The 16,819-nt window shown below is 60.4% G+C and carries 9 protein-coding genes; all 9 read left to right on the top strand.

The features are described 5' to 3' along the window. Window positions 1-10: 10 nt before the first annotated feature. The 9 genes from AABB29_RS15545 to AABB29_RS15505 are packed head-to-tail and all read left to right on the top strand — an operon-like array spanning window position 11 to window position 16,757. Window positions 11-301 (top strand): PAAR domain-containing protein, encoded by a 291-nt coding sequence (locus AABB29_RS15545; RefSeq protein WP_341366044.1) that lies wholly within the window; start codon window positions 11-13, stop codon window positions 299-301. Between the two features lie 3 nt (window positions 302-304). Further along, window positions 305-751 (top strand): GPW/gp25 family protein, encoded by a 447-nt coding sequence (locus AABB29_RS15540; protein WP_341366045.1) that lies wholly within the window; start codon window positions 305-307, stop codon window positions 749-751. Continuing rightward, the gene (locus tag AABB29_RS15535; protein ID WP_373636613.1) at window positions 748-1,677 is read left to right on the top strand and encodes a hypothetical protein; all 930 of its coding nucleotides are present in this window, start codon (window positions 748-750) and stop codon (window positions 1,675-1,677) included. The genes AABB29_RS15540 and AABB29_RS15535 overlap by 4 nt, the downstream gene beginning before the upstream one ends. 53 nt (window positions 1,678-1,730) lie before the next feature. Further along, on the top strand, window positions 1,731-5,591 hold the full coding sequence (locus AABB29_RS15530; protein WP_373636612.1) for a hypothetical protein: 3,861 nt from the start codon (window positions 1,731-1,733) through the stop codon (window positions 5,589-5,591). Further along, entirely contained in the window at window positions 5,588-6,400 is an 813-nt protein-coding gene (locus tag AABB29_RS15525) for a hypothetical protein (protein ID WP_341366050.1), read from the top strand. Before AABB29_RS15530 ends, AABB29_RS15525 begins: the two co-directional genes overlap by 4 nt. Beyond that, window positions 6,397-8,571, top strand: a complete 2,175-nt coding sequence (locus AABB29_RS15520; RefSeq protein ID WP_341366051.1) for a hypothetical protein — start codon at window positions 6,397-6,399, stop codon at window positions 8,569-8,571. The genes AABB29_RS15525 and AABB29_RS15520 overlap by 4 nt, the downstream gene beginning before the upstream one ends. Then, a complete protein-coding gene (locus AABB29_RS15515) occupies window positions 8,568-12,242 on the top strand; it encodes a contractile injection system tape measure protein (RefSeq protein WP_341366052.1) in 3,675 nt (1,224 codons plus the stop codon). The genes AABB29_RS15520 and AABB29_RS15515 overlap by 4 nt, the downstream gene beginning before the upstream one ends. Next, window positions 12,235-13,569, top strand: coding sequence for an ATP-binding protein (locus tag AABB29_RS15510; RefSeq protein WP_341366053.1), 1,335 nt, complete (start codon window positions 12,235-12,237; stop codon window positions 13,567-13,569). Before AABB29_RS15515 ends, AABB29_RS15510 begins: the two co-directional genes overlap by 8 nt. Beyond that, window positions 13,566-16,757, top strand: coding sequence for a hypothetical protein (locus AABB29_RS15505; RefSeq protein ID WP_341366054.1), 3,192 nt, complete (start codon window positions 13,566-13,568; stop codon window positions 16,755-16,757). The genes AABB29_RS15510 and AABB29_RS15505 overlap by 4 nt, the downstream gene beginning before the upstream one ends. Window positions 16,758-16,819: the final 62 nt, after the last annotated feature.

Below are 16,819 nucleotides of genomic sequence, written 5' to 3'. Positions count from 1 at the left end.
AGGACCCGCCATGCCGCCCGCCGCTCGCCTGACCGATATGCACACTTGCCCCGCCGCCAACGGGCCGGTGCCCCATGTGGGCGGGCCAATCATCGGCCCCGGCGAGGCGACGGTGCTGATCGTCAGCCTGCCTGCGGCCATTCAGGGCGACAGTTGCACCTGTGTTGGGCCACCGGCCACGATCTCTAAGGGCTCGGCAACGGTGATGATCGGCGGCAGCCCCGCCGCCCGGATGGGCGACACAACATCCCATGGCGGCAGCATCATCACCGGCGCCCCCACTGTGATTATCGGAGGCTGACAGATGACCTTCGAAGACCCCGGATTTCTTGGACGCGGCTGGTCCTTTCCGCCCCGCTTTGACGCGGCCACCGGAGAGCCAGCCCTGGTCACCGAGGCCGAGGATATCATGCAAAGCCTGCGCATTCTGTTTGAAACCCGCCCGGGCGAGCGTGTGATGCATCCCACCTATGGTTGCCGCATCCATGATTATCTGTTTGATCCGATGAACGCTCCCACCATGCGCGCCATGGAGGCCGCAATTGAACGCGCCATCCTGTTCTTTGAGCCGCGCATCACGCTTGAGCAGATCAAGGTGCATCCCACTGACCCGCTTGAGGGCCGGCTGGCCGCTGATCTGACCTACCGGATCCGCCAGACCAATGCGCGTAGCAATATCGTCTTTCCCTTTTACATCGATGAAGGCACGTTGATCACCGATAAACCCCAAGGTGCGGGGGCGGATCGATGAATATTGCCCCTGCTCTGCCTCTGACCTTATCGCTGATGGCCCTTGGCGGATGCGACAAGATTGAAGGCGCGGTCAACCAGATCCGCGACACACCCGCCTTTGAAATCATCGGCCTTGGCCCGGATTTGCCCTGCGATGTTGACCGGTCTGAGGCCCGAAAACTGACCGGCGCGTATTTGCAGCTGGTTGATGGTTCGATGGGTGGGACGACCTTTGCCATTTCCGGGCGCGCCGGGCCCAGCAAGGCGCCATTGCCGCGCAACCTGGCGATTGATGACAGCAGAATATGGGGGGTGCGGGCCGATGAGGCGGGCGCGCTGCGCGGTTGGCGGCAAAGCGCGGCCACCCCGATTGCCGCGCTGAACACCCGCCAGACCCTGCCACTGGCTTATGCGCTAAGCTACCGTGTCGATGGTGTCACTGTCACCGGCCCTTTGGTTGCGGGCCTGCCCCCCTTGCAAGAGGATATCCCCCAGCTTGGCCAGGTGACGCGGGCTGGCGGCATAATGATGACTTACACAAGCGTGGATGATGCAGGCGCAGTGTCCGTAACCGAGGCGCGCGGCGATTTCAGCATGCGGATCGGCTTTGGATCAGGCCGGGCCACCTTCACGGCCAACCGGTTTCAAGTGACGTCCGGGCCGCAAATGCCCTTTGCGTCGCTGCAATGGACTCAGCTTGGCCTCTGCGGCGCGCGGATAGTCAGTAGCGGACAGGGAATTGTCAGCCTCTTTGATGCCGATGGTACACGTCTCCCGACGCTTGGCCCCGATGCGGACCCTGGCGCAGGGACGCTTGTTCTGGAGTCCAGCCAATTTGCAGGCAGCACCGCCGATGACGGGCCAACAGATATTGGCGGGGTCTTTGCGATCCAGGGCGACACCAGCAGCCTAACGGCCGTCTTTTTGTCGCGCGGGCCGCCCTAACCTGTCACCGCGCCCTCTCTTTTTCCCTGAAAGCATGAAACGAAAAGAATATTTTGGCACATTTTTGGTCCGATATCCGCGTCACGCCAGGCTCTCAAGACGGGGCCCGCCTGCCCGCTTCTTTGCGCGGAGCCAATCCCTTTTTGCGGCCAGATCACCTTGCGGACACGCTCGATACGCTGGCCCAAAACGCGCCTTCGCCATGGGACCGCATGTTGCAGGGCGAGCCTTTGATCGTGCTTGCCCAGATCATGGCCTTCCGGCTGGATGATGAAAGCTGGCGCTTTGATCTGGCACAGGACGCGGGACCAACAGCAAGCGCAAAGGTGATCATCGCCCTGGCCGCGAAGGTTGACGATTGGCTGACGCGTATTCGCCGGCAATGGCCCGATACCTTTACCGATGCGCTGGTGGCACTGGATCAACAGATGGATCTGAGCAACCGGGCGCGTGAACTTGCAACGGCCACCCCGCCCCGGTTGATTGGGGTGATCGACCGCAAAGGCTTTGGTCAGGGTGCAGCACGCAGCAGCCTTGAGAACGCGCGCGCAGCTGTCTCTGCAAGCAGCGCGGCACATCGCCAAATGATGCATGCCATTGCATCGCTGAAACCGGCGGCGTCTGTTGCCTTTGATAAGCGGCTACAATCGGGCGATATTGATCCGGCCATTGGGTTGATCATTGCCGAGCTAAGCGCCGCATCTGCGGTCGATGCCCGCCTGAACCAGTTCACCACCCGGCACACGGATTTTTACTATGGCGATGTGATCGGCCAAGCCCGGCGCGGGGCAGTCCCGGAACGGGCGTTGTTGCATCTGCCATCCGGCGGCACATCGCGGTTGCTGGCCAAAGGAACTGGCTTGATCGCACGCCGCGCCGATGGCACCAAGCTGCGCTTTCGGACCGAAACAGATGTGCCCGTCACACCCGCAAGGGTGATCGCCACCGCCGGGCTGACCTATGACACCGATCCGCAAGTGTCGCTTTATTCCACGCTTGGCGGGATCACCGGCATTCGGACCAGTTATGAGCCTGCCGCCGCGCAGCCGCTGAACCGCAGCGTCTTTGTCGCCCCATCTGAGGCAGAAGTGCGGATCGGGCTTGATATCGCGTCAGATATGTTCCTGCTGGCCGAAGGGGACCGCGTGGTTGAGGTGCATCTGCAAATGCAACGGGCGACCGACCTGCCTGCGGCCAGCCATGATGCGGCCTTTGATCCCGGCGACACGCCCGATCCCGATATCGCGCTTGAGCTGCGCGCAGACCCGGCCCTAATCCGGGCGCTTGGCTTTCCTGACCTGGGTGAAGGCGTGGCGGCCATCACCCAGATGGTCCATGCGGAAGCCTGCAAACGCCAGTGCAAACCATCGATGAGCCTGATTTACGAAGTGATCGCAGGCTATATCCTGAAACCGGCACCGTTGCGCCTGCTGCTTGGCCGGATCGTCACGCTGGGCCTGATGGAAGGCACCCCATGGCCGACCGGGGACTACTGGAAGATCCTCGAACGGGCCATCACTGCCTTTGCATCCGAATTGACCGGCCAGCATCAACATACCCGCGATGAAGGCAATGTAGTTGAAGCCTTTGCCCAGGAAAACGGGACCTTCATCTACAGCCCTGCGGACATGTTCGAAAAGCTGCTGGGCGATGCTTTTGACATCCGCATGACAACCCCCGAAGGCATGATCAGCGCCAAAATCGCCCAGATATTGCCGATCGAATCCGGCGATGCCGGGCTGACGCTACGTTTGGCTTTCAGCGCCGACATGCCCCCCATCGCCCCGCCCGCCGATGCGGCCGGTGCCGCCCCCAGCCTGCAGCTGCGCTGGAACCAGCAAGCGCGGATTTGTCCGGTCAGCTTCCTTGAGCGTTACAGCATTGAGCAGATCGGCATCGATGTCGCAGCGCAGGGCCTGCGCAATCTGACCGGGTTCAGCGATGACGGGCCGGTTGCAACGGGCCAATCCTTTATGCCCTTTGGCATCCGCCCGACCGAAGGCGCCAGCTTTGTGCTGGGCTCAACCGAAATGGCGTGCAAACCGGTCACCGATATCAGCCTGAATATGACATGGGCGGACCTGCCGCGCAGCGTTGGCGGCTTTGCCAGTCATTATGCCCACTACCCGTCTGAAACGGTCATCCCCGACCCGCAGGTCCGACTGGATTACCTATCCGCCGATGGATGGAAGCCAGTGAGCACCGAAAAGCGCCCGCTGATAGCCACGCGCAGCTATGACAAGACGCTTGATCCTCATTGGTCCGCAGAGGGCCCAGTTTTGGGCAGCAGCCAAGCAGCCAGCGGCAAGGCACAATCGCAGCGCCCCCGGACCCGCGCGCAAATCAAGGCCGGCGCTGTCCGCATGACCATGACCGGCTGCGGCGATTTTGGGCAAGCCCAATACCCGCTTGCCCTGGTCAAAGCGATGCGTCCGCGCCCGCTGTACCGCGGCGAGCCGCCCGTCCCTGCCGCACCTTACGTCCCGAAATTGGACAATATCACATTGGGTTACCGGGCCAGCACCATCATCAGCCTGGCCGCCCCCGACACGGCCCGACCCCGCGACAAGGTCACGCAGGTGACCCCCTTTGGCAGCCGCGAATGCTATCCGCGTTTGATCCGCCGTGATCTGGGTATCTTCCCGCCGCGCCTTGGGCTGGGCACGCTTTACATTCAACTGGCCGGTGCAGGGGCACTGCGCCAGCTAGGCATTCTTTTTGATATTGCCGATAGTGGGCATCTACGACTGGTCCCCGATCAAGTGCCGCTTGATTGGCATTATCTGACCGCCGAGGGCTGGGTCACCCTGCCCAGCACCGCCATCAGTTCCGATACCACAGATGGGCTCCTTCGGTCAGGCGTGGTCACGCTTGATCTGCCCGACAATGCCGAAACGCCTGATGGCGAAATGCCGGGGGGTGGGGTTTGGTTGGCCATCTCGGCCCGTTGGCCCGGCTTTAAGACCCACCCGACATTGGCGCGGGTGCGCACCAATGGGGTTTGGGCCGTCTGCAATCAAACCGAAACCGCCCAGGCTGACGGGCCGCGCGATTGGCGCTTTGAAATTGCGCAGCCCGGCATGTCAACACCGGTTGAGGCCAATAGACGTGCCCCCCCACGCGCCCCTGAAACCCGCCCCCATTATCTGGCCCGCATCAGCGAAAGGTTGCGCCACCGGCAGCGGGCTGTCACGCCGCATGACATCGAACGGATGGTGCTTGAGGCCTTTCCCGATATCTGGCGCGTGAAATGCCTGCCGCATCTGTCCCGCACGGGTCCGGCGGCTCGGCCCGGTCATGTCACCGTGGTGGTGCTACGCCACCCGGCAGAGCCCGGCGCCGATCTGCAAACCATCGCGCAAGAGCGGCTTTTTGACGTGGGCAGTTTGGAAAAGATACGCGCCTTTTTGCAGCGCCATGGGGCCCCGCAGGCAACATATGAGGTCGTCAATCCCAGCTTTGACAGGATTCAGGTCCGCGCTGCTGTGCGGTTCGCCCCTTTTCTTGATGATGGCGCGGCGGCAAGGCGGCTACAGGTCAATATCGCAAAGGCCCTGTCCGTTTGGACCGCAGCCGCCGAAATATCGCGCTTTGGATGGGAGCTGAATGTGCGCATGCTCAAGGCCTTGATCAGCGATGCGGCAGATGTGCGGCATGTGACTGACTTCTCGGTGCTGCATTTTGTCGCCGATGATTTGGGCAATTATAGCCTGGCGGACACGGCCCAATCAGACGGGCGCGGCAAAATGGGGACGATCATCCGGCCCTCGCGGCCATGGGCGCTGCCGCTCTCGACCATGGATCACGCCATCACGGTCTCTGAGGATAGCCAGCTTGTCGCCCCCAGCCAAAGCGGGATTGGACGCTTGCGCATCGGTGACATGCTGATCGTGGGTCAGGAGAGTCGCCCATGACCAAAAAAGATCGCACAACGCTGAAGGCCTATTTCCGGGACGGGGCATTGCCGACGGCTGAACATTACCGTGATCTGATAGATAGCGGTGTGAACCAGATCGATGATGGCTATGCCAAGACGGCGACCGATGGTTTGCGGCTGACCTCGGTTGGCGGCTCGGAAAGGCTGCTCAGCCTGTTTGAAAGCCTCAGTGCCGAATATCCCGCCTGGGTGATCGATCACGGCAAGGATGACAGCAGCCTGCATTTTAAACGGGGCGGCGATCAGAATGCCGATGCACCGGGGGTCAGTTTCTCGCCCGAGGGACGGCTGGGCGTGCATACGCAAACGCCCGATTGGCATCTTGATGTGAATGGCGTCGCGCGGATGCGGGGCCGGATCGGCTTTGCCACCGAAGGCACCCCCGAAGTGCCTGCTGATGGGGGCTGGCACACAATCCTAAGCGGGCTGACCGGATGCCATGCATTTGAGATCACGGCAGGCGCCGGCGGCCAGCCGGGCAAGGGCCGCTATGCGTTGCTTCATGCCATTGCGATGAATGCCTATCACCCGCGCAACTGGATTCTCAACCGGCTCTTTGGACGCAGGCGGATCAAGGCGCAAACAGCCGTCTATGGCAGCTATGCCGACCGGATCAGACTGCGCTGGGTCGCCGAAAAAGCCCCGCATAGTTACCGGCTTGAGATGCGCACAAACGCCCATTTCGGCAAGGACAAGACGATCCGCTATTACCTGACCCAGCTTTGGTTCGATCCGACCATGGAAGGCTCACGCGGGGGACCCACACGCGACAGTGAGGTGATATGAAAGAAGATCAGCCACCTCCTCCGCTCAGCTTTGATGCGCTACGGGCCAAGGCAATTGCCGCGGCGCAGGACGCGTCGGGTAAGATCTGGACCGATTACAACCTGCATGATCCCGGCGTCACGCTGCTGGAACAAACCGCCTTTGCGCTCAGCGAACTTGCCTATCAAGGCGATCATGCGCCGCGCGACCTGCTGACGACCGCGCAGGGCATATTTGACCCTGGTTCGCTTGCGCTTTTTGCGGCCGATGCCGTGCTACCTGGCCGTCCTGTGACCCTGACTGATCTGGCCAGCTGCTTGTCCGCACTTGATCAGTTAGAACGGGTCTTCGTCAGCGAAGGGCCAAATAAAGGGATGGTCGATCTGATGATCATCCCGCATGACACAGTTGATCCGAATGCGCCGCGCAATCGCGATCTGCCTTCTTGGAACAAGACAGCTTTGGACGCCGTCAGAGCACGTTTTGAAGAAAACCGGCTGCTTTGCACCGCGATCAACAAAGTCGAAATGGCCACGCCGATCCCTGTCGCGCTGCATGGGTCATTGGCGATTGACACGCTGGCCCTGCCAGAAAGGGTCATTGCCAACGCAATCCACCGGATCGGGCTGGCCTTTAAGGGGCTGCTTCTGAACCATACTGATCAGACCAGCATCACAGGGACCACACGCGGCGATGTATTCAAAGATCCAGCCGCCATTTGGCCCAAGATACCGGCCGGCGGACGCGCGGGGCGGCCCCTGGATATCGCGCTGCCTGCCCTGCACGGCATTGAAGGGCTTGCGCGCGTGCTTGATTTTGAACTGCGTGATCCGGGCACAGATGCGATCATCGATAGCCCGCTGCAAGGGCGCAAAGCGACCTATTATCAGCCCGTTTTGCCGATCACCGGGCAGCGCTTTTCGCTGACGGCCATACGCGACGGGGCGCCCGTGCAGCTGAACAACGATACGCTGCACGAAGAGCTGGGACGCCTGCAGGCCGCCCGCATCACCGCCCGCAACAACCTGCGCAACGCGCAGGATTGGGATGTGCTACGGCCCGGCAAATCGCGCCACATCGCGCCCGGCCCCATAGATGCAATGCTGCCCGCCCCCTACCGGATCGCCGAGCGCAAGACCCGGCGCAAAGGATCGCTGACGCGCTACCGGACAATGATGGATGATCATCTACAACGGATGGCCCAACCTGTTGACCAAATTGACGCAAATTATGTGGCAGCGCGGCAGATGGACATGACCGACCCGGCGGCAATCCGCGAACGGATCACCATGCTTGACTACCTGATCTCGCTGCAGGGCGAGGAAATGCCAGGCTTTGATCCGGCCACCATGCATGCCTATCGCAGCAAACAGCAGCAGCTTTCATGGGCGATCAACTGGCGCGAGGATTATCTGCGCCAGCTGCCCGCATTTAACCGCTTTTCAGGCACAGCGCATCCTCAGTTCGGCTTTCTGGCCCGGCTGGCGCATCTGGCCGATCTACAGATCGGCAGCGCGCCTACCCATGAGGGGCTGATCCTTGATGACGAACTGGCCCTGCCTGAACCCACAATCGCGCCCGAAGATGTCATCTTGCCCATACGCCCGCTTGATACATTTGTCGTGCCAGATCAAAGCGCAGCACCGCTAAGCCTTGCCAAACTGGCCATCGCCTGCCCCTGGATCATCGACGGGCGGATCGACCCAGGCGACTTCATACGGGCCACCCGGCCAGAGGCTTATATCCTCGCCCGTAACCGCAAAAGCGATTGGGACGTGCTATATCAACCGGTGCCGGGTGGCGGGTTTTACGTTTGCGGGACACATCGCAACCGCGCCAAAGTCAATGACTGGGCCAACCGTTTACGTCAGACTTTCATCACACTGCATCAGCAGGCCGAGCAGATATGGTGCATTGAGGATATCACCTTGCGGGGCAATGCGGGCTATTTCGCCCCATTCCAATGCACAGCGCTTATCCCCGGTTGGACCGCACGCACCCGTGATCCCAGTTATCGGCATTATGTCACGGATCTGATCCTGCGCCTGGCCCCGGCCCATATCCATGTGCGGCCGCTCTGGCTCTGCCAACAGCAGATGCAGGTGCTGGCACCATTGCTTCTGGCGGGGGATACCAGTGACGCACTGCGCCAGACCCTCAGCCAGATGTCCGCGGATGAGGCCAGAACATGAGCCTGCCGCAACCGCATCCCCCCCAGCGCCACGCGATTGAGACGCTTGCGTTTGATTTTGATGTCGCAGACCACCGCAGCAAGATCGCGAGCCCAGACAGGATGCTGATCGCCATCCGCCAGGAATTGCTGGCCACCATCGACCAAGCCTTGGATTTCGCGGCGATGGGCGCGGATGATGTGCAGATCCCGGAAATCACGCTGGCACTTGGGACATTCGGTGACCCGCCTGATTGGGACAATGTGCGCACGGCTCTGCGCGACGCGCTACTTAGCGCCCTGGCCCCTTATCTGCGGCATCCGCACTTTGAAAAGCCCATGCTGGCGCAGGTCAGCCCCCAGGCCACAGGGACTATCACGGCAAAAGCGCTTCGATTGCGGCTGACGGGCAAGACAGACCCAACACGGCGCGACGTTCAATCCGCCATCGACAAGCTGCCCGTCCGCGAACTGCGCGCTTTGGCGCAGCGGATCAACAGCGAAGATAGCACCGCATTTGCGGCCGATGACCAGCCTGGATTGCGCGCGGCGCTGACTGATTTCGCCCTGCCCCAATCCGTTTCAGTGCAGCAAGAGATCATCAAGGCGCTGACCGGACAGCCCTTGGCCGATCTGACCACCCTTATGGCCGCCTTAAGGTCCAGTACGGATGATCAGCTGAGATCGATCATGGCACGCCTCGACATCCCCGGCCCACAGGGCGGCACCAGCAACGAAAAGCACTGCCAAGCAATCGCAAAGGCGCTTGGGCGCGGCACAGAACAAACACATATATCGGGCGACGGCGGCTCTGATGACCTGCCAATCCTGCGCAGGATTTTGGCTGATGCCAAGCTGGGCCATCGTGATGATCAACCGCAGTTTCAGGGGTCCGAAAGTGCGTCGGAAAACGGCAGTCATGATAGGCTATTTCACTCTCTTTTCAGCCAATTAGCACCTGAAGATGATCTTGATACACTGCTACAAAAGCAGCTACCGGACACCGCGGCGCATCTGCAAGACGCTATCGACAGCCTGAAAAGCGCAACACACCCGATCGCAGCCAGGCGGGCCGCTTTGGCGGCCTTGCTCAGCCGCGAACCAATCGACATTGTCGCCTTCCGGCAAACCGCCCCTTCGGCTGGCAAAACCCCGGATTTGATGCTGGGCAAGCTTTTTGTCGCCTTGGGCGATACAGCAGAACGCGCCGCGAAACGCGTTGTGGCGCTGGGCCGAAAAGACCAGACGCGCCATGACAGCCCCGCGACAAACGCGGCCCATGGTTTGGAAGACAGCGCTGCCCTAAAAGAACAGCTGTCAGCGCGGGCGCATGTCACCCAGCCTAGACGCCAAAAGGCTCCTGATCATCCAGACTACAAACCGCGCCCTGATCGCACAGATCAAGCGGATGCGATCAAGCGCAATGCGCCACCCCAAACTGCTACAAAATCAAAGGGCCGCCAAGGCGCAGCAATGGTGTCAGCCCCGGCAAAAACCCATCAAACAGGCACCCCGCCGGTCAGTCAGATCAAGGCTGCAAGGCAGAAAGCCCCGCAGTCTTCCCAGCCCCGTAGCTCTGGCACCAATCCTCTGCGCAATGAAAGTGGAACGGATGCGACTAGGTCTGGATCCATCGACGCGTCTAATAACAACGGCAAGGCAAATCCGCCGTCCTTTGATCAAGCAGCACCGCCTGATCACGCAAAGCCGACGCAGCCAGACGCGAATGTGGTCAATCCTGTAGATGAAAGCGCGCATCTGGTTCGCAAAGACATACCAGCCCATTCAACACCAACCGATCCAACATCGCCCGCAGGCCTACCCAGCCATGCCCGCCCAACAGAACCGACAACGGCGGATGACAGCCCAAAGCCCTCACGCGATGCCCAATATGACAGTGTGGGTTTCGACACCCCCGATCAGGCTGCGCCATTGAGGGAAACACACCATACTCTTGCTCGTTCTCATTCCGAGACCGAGACCGAGACCGAGACCGAGACCGAGACCGAGACCGAGACCGAGACCGAGACCGAGACCGAGACCGAGACCGAGACCGAGACCGAGACCGAGACCGAGACCGAGACCGAGACCGAGACCGAGACCGAGACCGAGACCGAGACCGAGACCGAGACCGAGACCGAGACCGAGACCGAGACCGAGACCGAGACCGAGAAATTGTGGTCAGGCGACCCAATGTCAACACCCATTGGGGAAATCACATCACCCAGCCGCGCGGATGAAAGCGCTTTGCGATTTGATCAGACGACCGGTCTGAACCCGCGTCAGGATTCGCATGAACCGCGTGACGATGACCCGACCGATACGGGGCGCGATGCGGCAAAAGACATCCCTGTCGCGCCAGAGGAACCGGACGCAAATCAAACGCCTCATGCAAAGGCCCATAAACCGAGGCCAGCAGCAGCGGCGACCGGCGACAATGCCGCCCAGGAGACACGGACACCGAATGTCGCGCAGGAAAGGGATGAAATGGCCAATCCCTCATCTGCCTTCGCACCAGGTCTTAACGATGTCTCAGAACCGAACAGGCCTTCGCAAGACCAGTCTGCGGCCCACAAAAGCACCGCGCAGATCCAGCATCGCCCTATAGAGCATGCGTCCCCAACCAGCCAGCCAACGCCGCTACAGGATAGCGCAAACGCGCGGGCGCACAGCGGACATGACCGTGAAACAGATAACGAGCCGGGCAATAAAGCGGCTGCTATGCTCACCGAAAACACAAAAGCAGCGGCCAATGATGGCGGTATGACGAAGCCCGCTGAACCTGCCGACACTACCGAAACAGAGGACCGGCTGACAGACATTTTCCACGACCTTGCACCAGAGATATCAAGCGCAGCCCTGCCCCTGCTAGAGCATATTGGGCAGCTGATCATTGACAACGGGGAAAGCCCACGCCGTACGGTTTTTTGGGCGGCCGCTCTACATGCTGCGGCGCGAACCACAAAGCCCAATGTTGCGCAAATCGCGGCAACCTTCGCAGATAATCTTTTACAGCAGCAAGAGAACAAAGAGCATATTTTGCGCAGTGCCATCGCGCGTAACGGCTACCAAACAAAGGCAGACGAAAGCATGACAAAAGCGGCCAAGACTATCTTGGAAACAATGCTTTACGGACACCCACAACCCCAGCCCCAGCCCGTTCCGGCACCGCGCAGCGATCTGCGCTATGATACCGCCGCTGCCGGGTTGGTCTTGTTCCATCCCTATATCGCGATGCTCTGCGATCGGTTGGAGGTTGCGCGGAACGGTAAAGCGCTCGCCGCTGCGGGGCTCGGCCGGGTTCGGGCGGCCTTTGATCATCTGATCCATGGCGCGCATCCGCCCGATATCCCTGCCGATGCGCTGCAAAAATGCTTGATGGGGTTGGCACCTGACGCAGCATCGCCCGATCCGGACGTGCTGACAGGCGCAGATACAGATCTGATCGATGGGCTGATCCAGTCGGTCATCAGCCAATGGGGTCGGCTTGGAAACACCTCGCCCGATGGGCTGCGGGCCGCATTTATCCAGCGCGGCGGTGTGCTGCGCTGCGATGGCGACCGGCAGATGCTGACCGTTAATACCGGCCCCTATGACATGCTGCTCGATGGGCTGCCCTGGGCGCTGAACATGGTCCACCTACCATGGATGCACGCGCCCCTTCACGTCGATTGGAGACAATCCGATGACTGACCAAAGCCATCCATCCAATGTCCATGCGGCAGCCATCACAGCAGAGCTGGAATGGCTTTCTGCGGTGATCGCAGCGCGCCTGTCGCATTTCTTTGGCGGAACGGATACGCCCTTTGCACCACCAGCGGCCCCCACGTTGCCCGAAGGCGCGGCGCTCGCGCAGCTGATCAACAAGGCACCGCTGGATACTGCAGGGCGCCTCGTGCTTGCGCTCGCATTGGCACCGCAAATCCAGCCTGCCGTGCTGGACCCGTTCTTTGTGCGCAATACCGGGATTGATCGCCCTTTCACCGAATTTGGGGCATTGCGCCAGGACAGCACCTTCTTTCAACCCACCGGCCAGACCGCGCTTTTTCTGCTGGGCGGTGGCGACACAGACCGGCGGATCGCGGCGATGGGGCTTTTTGCGCCAGATCATCCGCTGCGCAGCATGGCGGGCGTGTCGCTGGATCGCTCTGATGCGCTGTTGTCAGGTGCCTTGCTGATTGCGCCGCATAAGGTGGCTGCGCTTTGCGAAGGACGAACCCCTGCACCTGATTTCTCGCCGCAATTTCCAGCGCGGCGGTTGAAAACCGGGCTTTGCTGGGATGATCTGATCCTGCCGCGCGAGGTGGTTCATGGGCTTGACCACATCGCCGCCTGGCTGCGCAACCGTAAAACCATCCTGCATGATTGGGGCATGCAAGCGCGGCTTGGCGCGGGGTTCAAGACCCTGTTTTATGGCCCGCCCGGCACTGGCAAGACGCTGACCGCCACGCTGCTTGGGCAACGCACCGGGCTTGAGGTCTACCGGATCGATCTATCCATGGTCGTGTCCAAATATATCGGCGAGACGGAAAAGAACCTCGCCCAGGTTTTTGATATGGCCGAGCAGCGCGATTGGATCCTGTTCTTTGACGAAGCGGACGCGCTTTTTGGCGCGCGCGGTGCGACAACATCAGCCAATGACCGCCACGCCAATCAAGAGGTCGCCTATCTGTTGCAACGGATTGAGGAATGCAGCGGGCTTGTGATCCTGGCCACGAACCTGCGCAGCAATATTGATGAAGCGTTCTTTCGCCGGTTCCAAATGGCCATTGGCTTTCCCAAGCCAGACGCGACCCTGCGCGCCGCGCTATGGCGCAGTGTTTTGGGGAAAATGCCGCTTAGTGACGATGTGAACCCAGACGCGTTGGGCCAGGCCCACATTTTAGCCGGCGGAGCCATTATCAACGTAGCACGCCATGCGGCGATTTCGGCGCTGCGGCGCGAGGCTGACACCATTTCCCAACGCGATATCCAACAGGCCATTGCAGGCGAAATGCGCAAAGAAGGACGGACCGGATGAACATAATAAGGACCCTGCTTTTCACGCTACTCTTTGCATGGCTGCCCGCGATGACACTGGCCAATTGCTCCGATCTGAACAAAGTAACGGGCGTGCCACCCGAACCGGAAGAGATCGGATTGATCCAGCGCGGTTTGCGCACAGCGCTTTCCGACAACAACCCACTTTTGTCCGATGGCAGGCTTGGGGACTATACGCGCGATCAGCTTGTGGAATTCTGCCGCCTGTTCCCCTTGCCGGGCAAACCTGGGGATGTGGATGCGACATTGGCGCTTGCGGCCGCCTATGGGCAGCTGGCCGCAGATGTCCCGGACTGGAAGGACATAGCCAGCGCAGATGCCTTCGCTGATCGGCTATTGCCCAGCGATGACAGCGCCCTTAACACGCGGATCCTGGCCCTGATTGGACCGGCCAGCACAACAACCGAAAGCTTAGAAAATCAAACCGGCGCCGCCGATTGCGCCGGGCAGATCGATGCGGCACTGGGGCCGTCCGCCCAGGCAGGACAGCTTGTTTTGAACGGGCTTGATCCCGATATCTGGCCGGACGCCGCCGCCACCTGCACCCAGCTTGATCTGGCCGGCGGGGCCGCAGCCAGTGCCGAAATCCTCAGCAATATCGGTATGATAGAGGCCGGTTTGCCCGGCAGCATCAATCAACTGCTTGCGCCTGACTTTGCGCTTTGGCTGGGCGAGGATATCGCATTGCGGGGGCCGCGGCTGTTGGGCAATCCCCCTGCGGTCGTGGCCTTGGTGGCCGAGTATCGGGGGGAAAACCGCGCCGCAGCCCCCCGTGATTTCAGCACAATCTATCAAAACCTGCCCGATAGCTGTGCACATGGGGCCGGAAGCCGGGCGACGGATTACATCAGCTTTGATCAACGCGCATTCGACAGTCTTGTGGCCCCGGTTGATGTGAACAGCCTGCTTGGCGATCTTGCAGGGCAAAGCTTTGATAGCAATGCCGCCCTGATTTCGGCCATTGAAACGGCGCTGGTTGGGCAGGTGAATGAATGCACGATGGATCAGGTTCTGCTGGCGCTGAACAGCCCCGAAAACTTCGGGCAGGCTTATATGCTTAATGCAGAAAAGGCCGCCAACCTGGCCCTGCAAGACGATTTCGCACAAAACGCGGCCATAGTTGAGCCCTTTGTCGGGCTAAGCTCACCCAGCAGGGCCAGTCTTTTGGCCGCCATCCGAGGCGCTTTGCAAAACGCCACAGCTGCCGAAATCGATGCCGAGGTTGAGGCCGCAGCCGATGTCCTGGCCAGCGCCGCCGAACCGGTCAGCGATACTTTTGATACCCGGCCTGAGGGTGTCCCGGAATTCGATCCGCTGACCATCAACCCGACAATCGGCGTGACGCTCAACACCGATAGCGCGGTTGAGGCAACGGTGGCGGACGCCGAATTCCGCAATGCCTTGCTCGATGCCGATTACCAGGCTGCCCCGAATGCCGAGGTGCTGAAAAGTGACGCGCGCAAAATTCTTGATCCAATCGCCGCCGAGAAGATCGCAACCGCCGTGAACCGCGCCATGGTGCAACTGCAACCGGCCGTGGACACATCTTGGGGGCTGACAGATACGCTCAGCGCCGCCATTGCCGCAGCCCCCGCCGCCCAAGGCGTTCCAGATGCGGCGCAGACCGCAGAAATCACCCAAAGGCTGACCGAACTGATCGGCGTGGAATATCCGACAGCCCGGCTTTTTGATGCGGCAATTGCGCCCTTCGCATCGGGCATCATCGCCAATGACATCCGCGCCAGCGCCGCACAAAGTGCCCCAGCCCTTGGGCCCAATGACGGTCTTGATACAAATATCGCCCTGCCCGATTGCGGCTGCACCAACCGGCGCGAGGACAATACGCTGGTTTACGGATTTATGCCATTCTGGATGGCCCCGCCCCGCGTCAGCGCAGACAGCGCAGACAGTGAAATCGCCGAAGATGCCGCCGCCGCTGACGGCGCGCCCGCTGGCCGTTTGATTGATTTCGGGATCGTGAACCGGGCCGCCTTTTACGGGCTGGAATTCGACCTGACCGATGGCGGCAACCTTTATCTGCGCAATGAGGAACAATGGACACTCGGGATGCGCGACTTTGTGCGGGCGGCCCATCGGCACCGGGCCAAGGCGGATCTCGCGATCACCCTAAGCGGCTGGCAAGACTGGTCGGATCTGCAAATCAGCGATGCAGCCCAGCAAATCACCGATGCGATTGCCCCCTTCGCGCGGGCCGATAGCGCAGATTTCACAGCCCTCGCTGCCGCATTTCCCACCATCCTTGATCCGGCACGGGCAGACGGGGTGACGTTGATCGTCAATGATTACGACGGAACAGCGGACCCTGCCGAAAATATTCAGGTCCTGAATTCATTGGTCTCACGGCTACAGGGTACCTTGTCGGCACGGGGGCAAAGCATCAATCTGGCCTTTGACCTTGATTTGGGGGCAACAGACGGGCGCGATAAGATGTTTCAAGACATCTCCGAGCTTCTGGTCGGCGCAGATCCGAAGGTGGATCTGATCCTTCTGTTTCTTGAACGGCCCACAACCGACAGTAAGAAAATCCTGCGCGCGCGGATGGAAAGCGGGGTATTCGGGGGCAGTGACCGGGCCGAAATCCTGCGGCGGATCGTGCCCGTCTTACCGCCCGCCGCGCATCAGTTGGTGCATACAGGACAAGCCACAGCAACGCCCGCAGCTGCGGATTTCAGCCAGTTTGTAGATGATCTGGTATATTTTCAGGATAATTTCGCCGGCGTAGGTTTTTGGCCCGCACCTGACCCTTTCAGCAACGAGGCTGAAAGTATCAATGCCATTTTCCAGGACCTATGGCTTTTACAAACCATGCCATCACTGCTGTCCAGTTTCGAAGATGAAGCCGACCGCGCCTGCACCTTTATCTGCCCCAATCGTAGCTATTTTGCAGCGGGGATGCTGGCGATCTTCCTGCTCACCGCACTACTGGTCTGGCGGTCATTTTATAGCGGCTTCATGGATAAGCTGGCATTTAAATTCGGGTTTGTCTGGATTGGCACCGGTATCATTTTTGCCGGACTCATCGCACTCAGCATCTGTGATACGGGCGCATTTGTTGCCCCAGTCTTGCTCGTGTTGATGCTGTTTGCCAGCGTGCTACTGCTTTTGTTCTATATCTACCAAAGGGCCAAGAACGGGCCAAAACCCTAATCAGACAAGGTTGCGTGATCCGATTTCACCTTTCCTCAGGGTGCCCTACATTGTAAGGCAGG

This window comes from Yoonia sp. BS5-3, assembly GCF_038069655.2.
Taxonomy (GTDB): Bacteria; Pseudomonadota; Alphaproteobacteria; order Rhodobacterales; family Rhodobacteraceae; genus Yoonia; species Yoonia phaeophyticola.
The sequence above is the reverse complement of the archived record's forward strand: the minus strand, read 5'-3'. Positions and strand labels throughout refer to the sequence as shown.

Excerpts from the sequence above, each read along its gene's own strand:
- AABB29_RS15545 (WP_341366044.1), top strand. The coding sequence starts at position 11 with ATGCCGCCCGCCGCTCGCCTGACCGATATGCACACTTGCCCCGCCGCC.
- AABB29_RS15540 (WP_341366045.1), top strand. The coding sequence starts at position 305 with ATGACCTTCGAAGACCCCGGATTTCTTGGACGCGGCTGGTCCTTTCCG.
- AABB29_RS15535 (WP_373636613.1), top strand. The coding sequence starts at position 748 with ATGAATATTGCCCCTGCTCTGCCTCTGACCTTATCGCTGATGGCCCTT.
- AABB29_RS15525 (WP_341366050.1), top strand. The coding sequence starts at position 5,588 with ATGACCAAAAAAGATCGCACAACGCTGAAGGCCTATTTCCGGGACGGG.
- AABB29_RS15520 (WP_341366051.1), top strand. The coding sequence starts at position 6,397 with ATGAAAGAAGATCAGCCACCTCCTCCGCTCAGCTTTGATGCGCTACGG.
- AABB29_RS15515 (WP_341366052.1), top strand. The coding sequence starts at position 8,568 with ATGAGCCTGCCGCAACCGCATCCCCCCCAGCGCCACGCGATTGAGACG.
- AABB29_RS15510 (WP_341366053.1), top strand. The coding sequence starts at position 12,235 with ATGACTGACCAAAGCCATCCATCCAATGTCCATGCGGCAGCCATCACA.
- AABB29_RS15505 (WP_341366054.1), top strand. The coding sequence starts at position 13,566 with ATGAACATAATAAGGACCCTGCTTTTCACGCTACTCTTTGCATGGCTG.